This is a genomic window from Myroides sp. LJL116, from assembly GCF_054871685.1.
This window is the reverse complement of sequence record NZ_JBTXLR010000003.1, coordinates 167,514-181,377: the sequence shown is the minus strand read 5'-3', so window position 1 is coordinate 181,377 and position 13,864 is coordinate 167,514. Positions and strand designations below refer to the sequence as shown.

General features: G+C 32.9%; 14 protein-coding genes and 1 riboswitch. Of the genes, 9 read left to right on the top strand and 5 right to left on the bottom strand.

Features of this window, described 5'->3' with window-relative positions; translation table 11 throughout:
• Positions 1-61: 61 nt before the first annotated feature.
• On the bottom strand, positions 62-151 hold the full coding sequence (locus ACYSNM_RS04265) for a 30S ribosomal protein THX (protein WP_461753884.1): 90 nt from the start codon (positions 149-151) through the stop codon (positions 62-64).
• A 247-nt stretch (positions 152-398) separates the two neighbouring features.
• On the opposite strand from ACYSNM_RS04265, the gene bcp reads away from it, so the two are divergent.
• From bcp to ACYSNM_RS04240, 5 genes are all read left to right on the top strand, one after another.
• Positions 399-857: a thioredoxin-dependent thiol peroxidase gene (gene bcp, locus ACYSNM_RS04260; protein WP_461755764.1), complete on the top strand. Its 459-nt coding sequence runs from the start codon at positions 399-401 to the stop codon at positions 855-857.
• A 112-nt stretch (positions 858-969) separates the two neighbouring features.
• Positions 970-1,944: a DUF2157 domain-containing protein gene (locus tag ACYSNM_RS04255; protein ID WP_461755763.1), complete on the top strand. Its 975-nt coding sequence runs from the start codon at positions 970-972 to the stop codon at positions 1,942-1,944.
• Positions 1,934-3,019, top strand: coding sequence for a DUF4401 domain-containing protein (locus ACYSNM_RS04250; protein WP_461755762.1), 1,086 nt, complete (start codon positions 1,934-1,936; stop codon positions 3,017-3,019). Before ACYSNM_RS04255 ends, ACYSNM_RS04250 begins: the two co-directional genes overlap by 11 nt.
• Positions 3,009-3,506 (top strand): GDYXXLXY domain-containing protein, encoded by a 498-nt coding sequence (locus tag ACYSNM_RS04245; protein WP_461755761.1) that lies wholly within the window; start codon positions 3,009-3,011, stop codon positions 3,504-3,506. The genes ACYSNM_RS04250 and ACYSNM_RS04245 overlap by 11 nt, the downstream gene beginning before the upstream one ends.
• A 68-nt stretch (positions 3,507-3,574) precedes the next feature.
• A complete protein-coding gene (locus tag ACYSNM_RS04240; protein WP_461755760.1) occupies positions 3,575-5,371 on the top strand; it encodes an ABC transporter ATP-binding protein in 1,797 nt (598 codons plus the stop codon).
• A gap of 73 nt (positions 5,372-5,444) precedes the next feature.
• Here ACYSNM_RS04240 and ACYSNM_RS04235 read toward each other — a convergent pair whose 3' ends face one another.
• Entirely contained in the window at positions 5,445-5,942 is a 498-nt protein-coding gene (locus tag ACYSNM_RS04235) for a hypothetical protein (RefSeq protein ID WP_461755759.1), read from the bottom strand.
• Between the two features lie 142 nt (positions 5,943-6,084).
• Positions 6,085-6,197, top strand: a riboswitch (SAM-I-IV-variant riboswitch).
• 67 nt (positions 6,198-6,264) lie between these two features.
• On the opposite strand from ACYSNM_RS04235, the gene ACYSNM_RS04230 reads away from it, so the two are divergent.
• From ACYSNM_RS04230 to ACYSNM_RS04220, 3 genes are all read left to right on the top strand, one after another.
• Positions 6,265-7,557, top strand: coding sequence for a Na+/H+ antiporter NhaC family protein (locus ACYSNM_RS04230; protein WP_461755758.1), 1,293 nt, complete (start codon positions 6,265-6,267; stop codon positions 7,555-7,557).
• A 70-nt stretch (positions 7,558-7,627) separates the two neighbouring features.
• A complete protein-coding gene (fabG, locus tag ACYSNM_RS04225; RefSeq protein ID WP_461755757.1) occupies positions 7,628-8,374 on the top strand; it encodes a 3-oxoacyl-[acyl-carrier-protein] reductase in 747 nt (248 codons plus the stop codon).
• Positions 8,375-8,851: 477 nt separating this feature from the next.
• Positions 8,852-9,403: a putative glycolipid-binding domain-containing protein gene (locus ACYSNM_RS04220; RefSeq protein ID WP_461755756.1), complete on the top strand. Its 552-nt coding sequence runs from the start codon at positions 8,852-8,854 to the stop codon at positions 9,401-9,403.
• Between the two features lie 40 nt (positions 9,404-9,443).
• Here the strand turns inward: ACYSNM_RS04220 and ACYSNM_RS04215 are convergent, their stop codons facing one another.
• Positions 9,444-10,313 carry a DUF6048 family protein gene (locus ACYSNM_RS04215; RefSeq protein ID WP_461755755.1) on the bottom strand — a complete coding sequence of 290 codons (870 nt, stop codon included), beginning with the start codon at positions 10,311-10,313 and terminating at the stop codon, positions 9,444-9,446.
• A complete protein-coding gene (locus tag ACYSNM_RS04210) occupies positions 10,267-10,785 on the bottom strand; it encodes a DUF6452 family protein (RefSeq protein ID WP_461755754.1) in 519 nt (172 codons plus the stop codon). The genes ACYSNM_RS04215 and ACYSNM_RS04210 overlap by 47 nt, the downstream gene beginning before the upstream one ends.
• A 255-nt stretch (positions 10,786-11,040) precedes the next feature.
• Here ACYSNM_RS04210 and ACYSNM_RS04205 point away from each other — a divergent pair, with 255 nt between their 5' ends.
• The gene (locus tag ACYSNM_RS04205) at positions 11,041-12,165 is read left to right on the top strand and encodes a retropepsin-like aspartic protease (protein WP_461755753.1); all 1,125 of its coding nucleotides are present in this window, start codon (positions 11,041-11,043) and stop codon (positions 12,163-12,165) included.
• A gap of 80 nt (positions 12,166-12,245) precedes the next feature.
• Here the strand turns inward: ACYSNM_RS04205 and rlmD are convergent, their stop codons facing one another.
• Complete coding sequence (gene rlmD, locus ACYSNM_RS04200) at positions 12,246-13,658, bottom strand: 23S rRNA (uracil(1939)-C(5))-methyltransferase RlmD (RefSeq protein ID WP_461755752.1); 1,413 nt, start codon at positions 13,656-13,658, stop codon at positions 12,246-12,248.
• Between the last annotated feature and the right edge of the window lie 206 nt (positions 13,659-13,864).

The window sequence follows — 13,864 nt, the reverse complement described above, 5'->3', positions numbered from 1 at the left end:
TTAAAAAAGGCTTCAAGATAAATATTATCTTGAAGCCTTTTCTAGCTTTATGCTCTTAGCCCTAAGAAGTTTTTTGTTTTCTTGGGCGCTTTACTCCGTAACTTTTATTAATAATTTTACCTCGTCTTGTTTTAAGATCTCCTTTTCCCATAATTGTATGAATTTAAAATTAAACATGTATACTATAGTGAGGGTTCACTACAATCCAAGCCTAAGAGCTCGATAACAGCAATATACAAAAAATAAAATACTAAATCAAAATTGTTAGTTCTCTATCTGGAATATTTTTAAGCTTATTTATGCTAAATAACAACAAAACAACATTCTTTTAGTCTGCAACAAAGCAATAAGACAATAAAAATAAAGTATATTTACACTAATTCAAAAAATCTAAAAGAATGACTACTTTACAAATAGGGGATAAGGCTCCTGATTTTAAAGCCTTAGATCAAAATGGTGTTGTAAGAGAATTAAGCCAATATAAAGGAAAAAAATTGGTGGTGTTTTTCTATCCAAAAGCTAGTACACCAGGATGTACTGCGGAGGTTTGTAATTTAAGAGACAATTATAGCCAATTGGAAAAACAAGGCTATTCACTTCTAGGAGTAAGTGCAGACTCTGCCGAGAGACAGCAAAAATTCATAGATAAAAACAATCTGCCTTTTGATCTAATTGCAGATGAAGATCACCATGTTTTAAACGCCTTTGGAGTATGGGGACCTAAGAAATTTATGGGTAGAACCTATGATGGTATACACCGTACTACTTTTGTAATCGATCAAAATGGCATTATTACTGATATAATCGCAAAGGTAAAAACCAAAGATCACGCAGCTCAAATTCTACAAGAGCTTTAATTGATCCTAAAACATCTAGGTGCACCCATCTAGATGTTTTAACCATAGTTTATACAGTAAATAGCTAGTAAAAATTCTGTTTTAAATACATTCGCTATAAATATTCAAGTAAATGGAAGCAAAAAACACAGTAAGTACACCTGTTAGTGAACTAGACCATAGCCAAATTCCTAGTGTAGAGTCAGCCTCTTTTTTACAGAGGTCTACTTTACAAGATAATAACCGTTGGGAGGCTTTTTTTAATTATTTCCTTTTAGTTAGCTTTGTTGGCTTTTTTTGCTCAGGGGTAGTTTTCTTTTTTGGTTTTAACTGGCAAGAGCTTGCTATTGGTTATAAATATGGCATTATTTTGTTGGCTATATTCACAGGAGTCTATGTTTATGTATTTACAAAACTAAATGATTTAGTGAAGGATTGTAGCCTTTTAAGTAGTAGTATTTTAATAGGGGTACTCTTTGCAGTATTTGGTCAGTATTACCATCTGCAACCCGATAGTTATTTGCTTTTCACTCTGTGGGCTTTAGCTATTTTACCATGGACGCTATTTAGTGGTTTTGCTCTGCAGTGGGTTCTATTGGGAATTTTGACTAATGTTTCTTTATATCTGTTTGCCGATCAACAAAGTTGGGGTATAGGATGGTTAGATACCCTAAATAGTAGTACTATTATGTGTTTGAGTAATTCTTTGTTTTATGGCCTGTACTATTTGCAAAGTAAAGCATTAAAAAATTCAATGTCTTTTTATGTAGATAATTTGTTGTGCGCTATTATTACTTTAGACGCTTTATATACTCTAAATACAGTGATCTTAGAGGGTTTTAGTAATGGACCTAGGGATTTTGTGGAACTTATAATTGGTTTGGCATGGCTTTGCTTTTTATGTATGTCTTCTTTGAAAAATAAGAGTACCATAAAGTATAGTTTATTTGTAATCGGTGGCTTAATTACTGTTTTTTGTATAGTGGTTAAAGTAGTTGACTTAAGTGATTTAAACTATCTGATCTATGGGGTATACTGGATATTGGCGGCCGTATTTAGCCATAAAATTATTTCTAATCGTATAACAAAGTGGCAAAATGGAAAATAATCAGACTAAGGAGGCATCTTACTTGTCCAAAGAGGATGTAGTAAATCAAAATCTTGACACGGGTAATACTACTAGAAAAGCAGCAAATAATTCTATTTTAAGCCAATTGTTTTATGCAATTGCAGGGCTTATTGGATTCTTGTTTTTAGGATTGTTTATAACTGTCTTAGTATTAGAGGTACAGCCAATAGCTGTGTTTTTGGGGATTATTTCAATAGGGTGTTTTGCCTTGACTTTGTATGTAGAAAGTTTACAAGGGAAAGGATTTTTTTCTCAGAATTCCTTTATGCTTTACTTAGGTGGCTTTTTATACGGGGTTGTAAGTTATTGGTTGTTCTTTGAAGTTTCCTCTAATTTGGATATATGGTGTTTTCCTGTTATTATAATATCTATATTAACATGGGTGTTTGTAAAATCAAGGATGGCATTGTATTTTTCCCTTTTTAGCTTTTACTTGGCTGTTTTCTTCTTGATTATGTTTCATCACCATACTTCTTTGGCGGTAATCTTTTTAATGCTATTAGTATCAGTGGTTTTTTCCCTTAGCTTTTATACCCAAACTATTTATAGGTATCTAGGTAACTTGCAGGAATACTTTTCCATCTTTTATAATACAAGTTTATATTTTGCCTTGGCTTGTAGTTTTGTAATTAGTGTAGACTCTTGGGGGATAGGATTTACTATAGCTCCTTGGTTAAACTACCTTTTAGTTGGTTTTTATATAGCAATTAATCTTCTATCGTTAAAGAAAATATATAGTTATACACAAGGCCTTAGTCTTGGTTTTTTCATCTATTTTGCTATTTTAACTTCTGGGTTAATTCTAGGGTTAAACCATTATGGGTTCTACAATTTTTCAATATGCTATTTGTTTATTTTATGTAGTTACAATCTTAAGTTTAAGATGCAATGGATATTTTGTTCTATTGCAATGGCATTGAATTTAGGGGTGTATTACTATAATTTAGATATTACACTACTTCAAAAAAGCATGCTTTTAATGCTTAGTGGAGTTCTGATGTTAGGATGTTATATCGTTTTCAAAAAATTTAAAACAAACAGATATGAAAAGTAAAACAAGAAAAGTCATTATTGTTTGTACTTTACTTTTAATTGTAGGGGTGTTTTTTTGGGTAGTTAATCAAAAACAGTCTATCATTGACAAAGGAGAATTAGTACTTTTAGAATTAGCACCACAGGATCCACGCTCTTTAATGCAAGGAGATTATATGACTTTGTACTATACATTATACAATGAGATTTCTATGGAAAAACTAGATTTGCCACAAGAGGGCTACCTTGTTTTAGAACTAGACTCTTTAAAGAGAGGAAAGCTGGTTAATTCTAGTGCTCTTTTAGAAAAATCTTCCCCAAGCCAAGTCCTAATTAAGTATAATAAAAACAAATGGGACAGAGTAGTACTACCAGTAGACTACTTTTATTTTCAAGAAACTAAGGCGGATTTATACGAAAATGCCCAATATGCAGCCCTTAAAGTTGATAATAAAGGGAACTGCATAATCGTAGGATTATATGACAAAGAGGTGAAACCTATTCTTTAAAGCGAGCAGATAATAAAGTAGAGAACTATATTTTAATTGAATCTAGTTAAAATTAGTATCTTTGTCCTATGCGATTAAAAACTATTCTTACGGAGGTAAAACCATTTGTAAAGCCTTATAAATACTTGGTTTTAGCTACTTTTTTATTAACTATCATCGGTTCTTTTGTAGTGCAAATTAATGCCTTTGTCATTGGATATATGGTGGATAGTTTAACCTTAGTTATTGAAAAAAGTGAGTCTTTACAATGGGGGTTTAAAGTTCTACTCATTGGAAGTATCATACTTTTAGTGAAAGAAGTTATCAATGCCTTTATTCAATTTGGTCAAAGATTTTTTGGAGAAAAATTACGTATTTTCATTTCCAGAGATATCTCCCAAGAAGTTGTAGAGAAGATTTTGTCTTATAAAATGGCTTTTTATAGCGATCCTAGTAATGATAGTGGTAAGCTGCAAACTAGGATAGATCAAGGTATTAGTAGTATAACTAGATTAATACAAAATTTCTTTATTGATATTCTTCCCTTATTTTTAAATGCTTTTGTTGCACTTGTTATTATGTATAATTCCAATTGGAAAATAGGATTAGTTAGTAGCTTAATTATTCCTATTTACTTTTATATTTCACAATTACAAGCTAGTAAACTAAAAGGGTTTAGAAGAAAAATGAGAAGTTATAGGGAGAATAAAAACAATAGCATTATCTCTTTAATTAACTCTATTGGTGTTATAAAAAGCTTTGTGAGAGAGCCTTTAGAGGCCCAAAGACATAAAAAGATCCAATACGATATGACCCAAAACCAATTGCACACTAGAAAAACAAGTTTTCTATTTGATGCAACTAAGGGATTTGTGGAGCAAATCGGACTAGTTGTTATTGTCTTAATGAGTTGCTATTTTGTTTTAGAAGGACAAATGGGAGTAGGAGCAATTATGTTCCAAGTATTGCTTTTTAATAACGTAACAGCCCCAATTAGACAGCTGCACCGTATTTATGATGATGTGAATGATGCCATGATCTACAGTGAAGGCTTCTTTGATATTTTAAAACAAGATAATCAAAAGGAGCAAAGTGGCTCTTATATTGCCAGTGATATAAAAGGTAGAATTCAATTAAAACAAGTCTACTTTGATTATCCTAATAAAACCCAAGCTCTTAAGGATGTTAATATGGAGATTCTTCCAGGTAAGACCACTGCTTTAGTTGGCTTAAGTGGAGCAGGTAAAAGTACAGTACTTAGCCTTTTAGATAAATTTTATCAGCCTAAATCTGGGGAAATTCTTTTAGATGGAGTGGACTTGGCAAAGTACGATACTAAAGAGCTTCGCAAGCACATTGGAATAGTACAGCAGAAAAACCATATCTTCCAAGGAAGTATTCAAGAGAATATTGCCTATGGTAATCCAAAGGCAAGTTTGGAGCAAGTTATACAAGCTGCTAAAAAAGCCTCTATACATCAGCAAATTATGGAGCTAAACGATGGTTATCAAAGTGATGCAAGAATGCTCTCGGGAGGACAGCAACAACGTATTGCTATAGCTAGATTGTTTTTGAAAGACCCTGCAATCTTGTTTTTAGATGAACCAACTGCAAGTCTAGATGCTATTGCAACTCAGAATATTAAAAACAGTTTAGATGCCATTAGAAAGGATAGAACTGTTATTATTGTTTCCCATAGTATATCTCAAATTATTGATGCAGATCAAATTATTGTTATGCAAAAAGGTAGGGTAGTACAAAGCGGTTTACACCAAGATTTAATTAAACAAACCGACCAGGCTTATTTTGAGATATTCTCTGCTATGGCCAATAGCTTAAACATAGAAAAGATAAGCCAAAGTATGTTATTAGAGACTGTCAAATAAGTATATAAAAAAACATCTTTCCAGTGGAAAGATGTTTTTTTATGTAAAGGTGTTATAGTTAAAAAAAAGAGTCTTAGAATCTGTAGCGTACTGCTAATCCTAAATCAAAATGCAAACCATCACGGTAAGAGTCATTTAAATAGATCTCTGGGCGTAAATCTAAAGCAATTTGTAAAGGAAAATCAAAGTTGTATTCAATTCCAACGTCTCCTGTTAAAAGCACGAAAGTTCCGTTGTCTGAATATCTTTTACCTCCATGGGATTTGCTGTAGTTCCAAGTACCAACTGCGGCACCAGGACCAGCATACCATTTAAAACCTTTGTCAATATTCCAAACCCACTGATAAATACCAGTTAATTTAAAAGCATTAACATCGTGTCTGTCTTTCCAACCAAAGCCTAACTCTAACCTGTTATTAGCATGTAGGTTTCTTTGGTAGGAGATTTCCGTACCTAATCCACTATTGGATCCAAAGCGTAACCCTATAGCATTCTTTGCAGATTTCTGTGCCAAAGCTGAACCGCTTATTCCTAAGCATAAAAGTGCAGCAAAAATGTGTGACTTCTTCATTGTTTTTAACTATTTATTATGGGTCAAAGCTAGGAATAATCTGCCCGCATTAAAAGTTAAAGTTTTAGCCAAAATTTAGTTATCTATCCCATAAAGCAGAAATAGGGTTTGTCTATGTGGAAAAAATAGATATCTTTGCCCTATCTATTATCCAGAATTCCCAATGTACCTATGGTGCCAAGGGGGATAGCAACCTGCAACAACAAGCAAGGTGCTACAAAATGATAAGCCAGAAATGGAAACAACGTTGAATCTCTATTAAAAAAGACAATAACTTTGTTTTCACTGTGGCTTTTTAATTAATTTTTAATTTTTAGTACAGATGTCAGAAAACAAATTCTACTCTTTTATTCCATTTTTTATCTTTGTCGCGATTTTTCTAGGGGCTGGAATCCTTCTAGATGATTTTTATAAATTTCCAACACCAGTTGCCATGTGTTTTGGAATCATTGCTGCATTTATAATGTACTACAAAACTAGTACAGAGAATAAAATCGTTGCTCTAATGCAGGGTTGCGGGGATAGTAGAATTATTACCATGTGTATTATCTATTTGTTAGCTGGTGCTTTTGCAGCGGTTACCTCTGCTATAGGTGGAGTGGATATGATGGTAAATATTGGACTTAGTTTTATTCCAGTGGAGTACTTAGCATTGGGAATATTTGTAATTGCTTGCTTTTTATCGCTTTCTATTGGTACCTCTGTGGGTAGTGTGGTTGCTTTAGGGCCTATCGTGGTTGCTTTAGCACAAAAGACCGATATTTCTATGGGGCTTTTATGCGGTTCATTACTAGGAGGATCTATGTTTGGAGATAACTTATCTATTATTTCAGATACCACTATTACGGCTACTCAAACCATTGGATGTAATATGAAAGATAAGTTTAAAGCAAACTTAAAATACGCTTTACCAGCTGCTTTAATCACTCTTGTGATTCTATTTTTCCTAGGAGACTCGAGTAAAGAAATTATTTTAGACTTGGATCCAGTACATAATTACTGGGTTATTTTGCCTTATATAGCTATTATCGTATTGGCTCTTTTGGGAGTGCAGGTATTTATAGCTTTAGTTCTTGGAATTTTAATGGCTGGAATTATAGGTTTAGTGCAATTAAATTTTGATTTCATAGGGCTTGTTAATCATATTTATCAAGGGTTTACTTCTATGACAGAAATCTTTTTGTTATCTATGTTAACAGGTGGTTTAGCTGCTTTAGTAGAGCAACAAGGTGGAATTAAATGGCTATTGGCTTTAATGCATAAGAAAATCAAAAGTGCTAGAAGTGCTGAATATGGTATCGCTCTTTTAGTGGCTAGTATCAATTTATGTATGGCCAATAATACAGTGGCTATTTTAACAGCAGGTGGCTTATCTAGAGATATCACGGATACTTATAAATTAAATCGTCCTGACGTTGCTTCTATTTTGGATATTTTTGCTTGTGTAATCCAAGGGATTATACCCTATGGCGCTCAGGTTTTAATTCTATTGAGCTTTTCTCAAGGACAATTAGATTATTTGGAATTGCTTTCAAATACATATTATGTAGGTATTTTATTTGTAATTACAAGTCTTTATATGTTGTTTATCAAAAAATATCCTCAAACAAAGTAAAATACTATGTAAGGCAAATACAAAATGTTTATATTTGCTTTTGGTTCAAAAAATAAAATTGAATTTTAAGATGAAATTATTAGAAGGTAAAATAGCTATTGTTACAGGTGCAACAAGAGGTATTGGAAGAGGTATAGCATTGACATTTGCTGAACAAGGTGCAGATGTTGCATTTACTTATAGTTCTTCACAAAGTGCAGCTGTGGAGCTAGAACAAGAATTAATTGCTTTAGGAGTAAAAGCAAAAGGATATCAATCTAATGCAGCTGATTTTGATGCAGCCCAAGAATTAGTAGAGCAAATTCTTAAGGAATTTGGGAATATTGATATTCTTGTAAACAATGCTGGAATTACAAAAGATAACTTACTTATGCGTATGAGTGAGGCTGATTTCGACCAAGTAATTCAAGTGAATTTAAAATCTGTGTTTAATATGACAAAAGCAGTACAACGTACTATGTTGAAAAATAGAAAAGGTTCTATTATTAACATGAGTTCTGTTGTAGGTGTTAAAGGAAATGCAGGACAAGCGAATTACGCAGCATCTAAAGCTGGAGTAATTGGTTTTTCAAAAAGTATTGCTCTTGAGTTAGGATCAAGAAACATTCGTTGTAATGTTATTGCTCCTGGGTTTATTGAAACAGAAATGACTGCAAAACTATCTCCAGAGGTAGTAAAAGGATGGACAGATGCAATTCCACTTAAACGTGGAGGTAGTCCAAAAGATATTGCAGATGCTTGTGTATTCTTAGCAAGTGATATGTCTTTATATATTTCAGGCCAGGTACTAAACGTATGTGGTGGAATGTTAACCTAATATAGGATAAACCATACAGATAGATAGTAAATCTTTTATCTAACCATATATTAAGCGCCTTATTAGTAATTTATTTTACTAATAAGGCGCTTTTTTTTGCTTGAATTTCCCCTTAAAAACGTTGTATCTCAAAGCATTAAACGGATAAAATCTGTAGAAAAATGATGTACAGATAAATAAACTAGGCATAGGTCTTTTTTAAAAGGTAAACCTCAGTAAAACTAGGCTGAATCCTGTTATATTAGGTAAAGTATAGTTTTTAGGTAGGTAAAAGTGACTAAAAGTGTTTTTTTAACGTTAATTCCTATTCTAAAGAACAGAGGAATTTAGGGGTATTGATTAGGAGGCTTTTGATTATTTTACTACATTCAAGTTAGTTATAAAATAAGGGTAATACAATATTTTTCCACCTTATAACACGCCCCCCCTTATAGTATAGCGCTAAAGTAAATCCTAACAATAAAAACTCTCTTATTTATGGAACAAGAATTGCTTTACCGCCTAACCAAAGATTTGTCTATTGAAAGGTGTCATTGTATACAAAAAGATACTTCCCTTCATTTAAGAAGTGAACTAATAGCCAATACTGGTAAAAAACTCTATGGGATAGATTACCATTTAGTTTTAGATCCCAACTATAAAGTGTGTTTTTTTCAACTGAGTTATCTATGCGGCTCCATTAGTAAAGAAGTAGTAGGCCATAGGCTTGCAGAGCATTGGGTTATAGATAACCTACCAAATGTAGCTATTCCATATACTATTGTAATAGATGTTGACTTAAGCTGTTTTACTAAAAATTACATCCTTAAGGCTTGTGATTTGCAAATAGGACAAAGTAAAGCCATAGAGGTGTTAACTATTGAGCCTAGGGATGCTAGTTTTTTTCTAAATAAACATACCTATCATAGAACTAGTCCAACTAGCTATTTAATGCAAGTAAGACCCAATGAGCCTTGGGTTACGATAGAGGTGGATGCAGATGGCTTTATCAAGAAATTCGGAGATAAATACGTACAAATACCACAATAAAAAAAACAGCCTTTAAAAAAAAGGCTGTTTTTTATTTTTCTTATTTATTAAGTTGTTTTTTATTGCTATTGATATATTCAATTTCTTGGGCTTGAATATTCTCACCTTGTAAATCATCTAAAGCAGAAGATTCTGATTCAGGTGTTGGTTTTGTCTTCTTTTTATAAAAAGGAATAAAATAGGTGATAGTATAATTGAATCCTACTCCAATATTCCCGCTGTATTTTTGATTAAAGCCAGGAATAAATAAATTTTCAAAATCCTCGGGTTGTTTTTGAGTTAAAAGACCATTTAATCTCAAAGTGAATCCCATGAAAAAGTTATTAAATACTCTAGTTTGAATTCCCGCAACAAATTCTACCCACTGGGCAGATAACCCATTTTGTTTTCTATCTGGGTAAATCTTTTGGCTTGGGAAGTAAGGGTCTGTAGTATATATTTGGTACCAATTTAGAGTTTGCGAAAAATTGCTGACTCCATATCTGAATCCAATAAATATTTCATCCTCTGCATTTAACCAGTTTTCGTATAAATTGTAATTTGCCCCAACCTTAATAAAGCTTCCTTTTGCAGTAAACCCATAAGTGTGCTTATTTCTTTCCATGCGATCATTTCCAATTTCGGCTGCTAAATACCAATTTTTAGTCAAGCGGTAATCTCCCACTAGCTCAAAACCTTTGTAGGATTTATCATACATAGAACGCGTAAGTCTGAATAAATCTGCTCCTATTCTAAGTCCATAGCGTTGAGGAGCTTCAAAACTTTGCTGCTGTTTTGGCTGATCTATTGGAAGGATTTCCTCCTGGGTTTGTATAATAACTTCTTGAGCACTTAAAATGGAACAAGTCAATAATAAAGAAAGACTAATAAAATATCTTAAAGTGTGCTTGTTGTTGATCGGTAATTTCATTGGTTTGTGTTTGATATTGTTTAATCCAATTGCCTTTAGTATTGTTTTGTTTGCCATTTAACAATGGGGAACTTCCATCTTGATTTAAGAAGAAATGAGAAACATACCCACATGCTTTATTTAAGAAGAAGGTCTCTACTCTATAGGAGAAAGTAAGGGTGTCTTTTCTTACTTCTAATGCTTGCGATGTTCTATCTACGGATTCTAATACCCAAGTGGTTTGTTGTTGGTCTAAACGAAACGGCAGGATAATCTTATTGCTAGTACTTTGAATAACATGATCCACCTCACCAATGGCGTAGGCTTTAACGATTCCGTTGTTTGGAATTTCTTGATCTAAATAATCATAAAATTCCACAATTAAATTAGGTGTTGTTGGCTCGTCTTCAGAGCAAATATCATCTTTTTCACAACCACTAAGCACTAGAGTGCTCACCGTTAAGGTAAAAGCGGCGATTAATAATTTTCTCATGTATATTAATTATCTCCCTATTGGATTTAAAGTGTCAAAAATACTAAAACAAATTCGATATGCCTTAAAAATTTACCTAACAAAAGTCTTAATGTTTGATTGTTTACCTAGCTTATTTTGTTTTAGTGTAAATGAGAATATTTAAATTTGATCCCAATGGAAGAAATTTGTTAAAATCAAGGGCTTATAGTCTTAAAATATACTAGTAATGTATATTTATGTTTTACATTAGGGTGAAATATTAGATGATTTAGTATGTTTTTTATAAAAAAATTGTGGCTGTTGTTTGTGCTACTTCCTTTATTGTCTTTGGCCCAGCGTATTGAAATACCCTATGATGATCAAGCAGGGTGGATGCTTATAAAATTAAAGGTAAATGATCAGGATATGAATTTTATCTTCGATACAGGATGGGATGGGATTGCAATAAGAAAGAGCTTATTGCAAGAGTATCAATCTAGTAGTCAGATAAATGCCGTGGATGCCAATAATGTAGTACAAGAGGTAGAGACTCTAAAGGTGAAAAGCATCAAAGTAGGGAATTATACTTTTTTCAACCTACATTTCACCAATTTAGAGGACTTTCCAATGTTAGAGGATCCAATTTTTGATTGCTATAAGATTGATGGTATTCTAGGGAATTCTATCTACAGGGATAGAGTTTTAGAAATAGATCCTATTGCTAAAAAAATTATTTTACAAGATCCTTCAAAGGAACTAATGGATAAGTTGATAGACGATGGGTTTATGGCCATCAATAATGCCAATAGAACCCAGCAAAATAGAATTGTTTTGCCTATGAACTTAGCAGGAGGTAGGGTGGATATGTTGTTTGATACTGGGGATACCGGTTATCTGTCTCTTGGAGTTAATAAAGAAATAGTGTCTTTTTTATCCGATCAAAAATTCAATAAATATTTAAGTGTGGGAAGTGTGGGAGCTTTCGGTATTGATGATAAACTTGCCCAAAGCTTTATTGCCTCAGATTTACAGGTAGGCTTAGGTTCATTGGTTATGGAAAATCAAGAGGTTACCTTTATGGCTAATAATTTTGTTAGCCAAGTGGGAGTTGAGTTTATAAAGCAATTTCACCTGGTGTATCTTCCTTCTATAAATAGAGTGTACTTGAAAAGGTTAACTCATTTACCAAAGTCTGTTTCAACTTTAGAGCGCATTGGGTTTGGTATTGCTTTCTACAATGGTTATTATACCATTGCTGGTATAGGGGAAGGCCAACAAGATTACCAATTAGGAGATATAGTTTTAGCTATTAATGGAATTCCTTTAGCGGAACTTTGTAATTATAGAATGTATCTTCGGTCTTTAAAGCAAAGGCCTGTCATTACCCTTTTTAGAAATGGTCAAGAATTAGAAATCTAGATGGATTAATGCTATAATAAGTAAAGCGCTTATGAACTCAGGTCCATAAGCGCTTTTTTATATTATATATCTTAAAAAGATTATCTCAATTCTAATAATACAACGTTTTCAACGTGGTGAGTTTGTGGGAACATATCCACAGGTCTTACTTTAACCACTTTGTATTTATGATCCATTAAAGCTAAGTCTCTTGCTTGTGTAGCTGAGTTACAGCTTACATAAACTACTTTTTTAGCTCCAATTTTAAGAATCATTTCTACTACATCTTTATGCATACCATCACGTGGAGGGTCTGTAATAATAACATCTGGATGTCCATGTGTTTGGATAAACTCATCGTTGAATACATTTTTCATGTCTCCTACAAAGAATTCACAGTTCTCAATGTTATTGCGCTGCGCATTTAATTTAGCATCTTCAATTGCTTCAGGAACTGCCTCAACACCAATTACTTTTTTAGCTTGTTTAGAAACGAATTGAGCAATTGTACCAGTACCTGTGTACAAGTCATATACTAATTCATTACCAGTTAAACCAGCGTAATCTCTTGTGATTTTGTATAATTCATAAGCCTGATCAGAGTTGGTTTGGTAGAAAGATTTAGCATTAATACTAAATTTAAGACCTTCCATCTCTTCTAAGATATAATCACGGCCATGGTATAAAATAACCTCCTGGTCATAGATAGTATCATTTGCCTTAGCATTAACTACATATTGTAAAGAGGTAATTTCTGGGAATGTTACCTTAAGGTGATCTAATAATAATTCACGCTTTTCTTTGTCATCCTCAAAGAATTGTACTAATACCATTATTTCATTGGTAGAAGTAGTACGAATCATTAAGGTACGTAATAATCCATATTGATCACGTGGATTAAAGAAAGATAAGTCATTTTGGTTAGCAAATTCGCGCACCTCATTTCTTATTTTATTCGAAGGATCTTGTTGTAAATGACATTTATTGATGTCAAGGATTTTATCCCACATACGTGGAATATGGAATCCTAAAGCATTCGCCTTTCCAATTTCCTGTCCACTTTGAATTTCCTCTGGAGTTAACCATCTTTGGTTAGAGAAAGAAAATTCCATTTTATTTCTATAAAAGAAGGTTTTCTCTGAACCTAAAATAGTTTCAAATTCAGGTAATTCTACCTTAGCAATTCTCTTTAAGTTATTAAAAACCTCTTGGTTTTTGTAAAATAATTGCTGGTTGTAATCCATGTTTTGCCATTTACAACCACCACATGCACCAAAATGCTCACACACTGGCTCAATTCTATGTGGAGAAAGTTTGTGGAATTTGATAGCTTTACCTTCATAAAAAGCTTTTCTCTTTTTTAAAGTTTGCACATCAACCACATCTCCCGGAACTACATTGGTAATAAATATTACCTTGCCATCTGGAGCCTTAGCTACCGAAACGCCTTTTGCACCTGCATCAAGGACTTCTACGTTTTGAAATACGATTCTTTCTGTTCTTTTTCTACTCATGTGGCAAAAATAACCCTAATTTTAGTAAAAACAATAGGGCCAATGTAAAATGATATGCAATTATTTCCCCTATACTATGTTGATTTTCAGTTAAATAAACATGTATTGATGTAATTTAGATTGATTCTAATACTTAAGGGTGTCCAAAAATAAACATCCAAGAGAGAAGCTGCTTTTGCTTTGTCCTATTATGGTGTATAAATAAG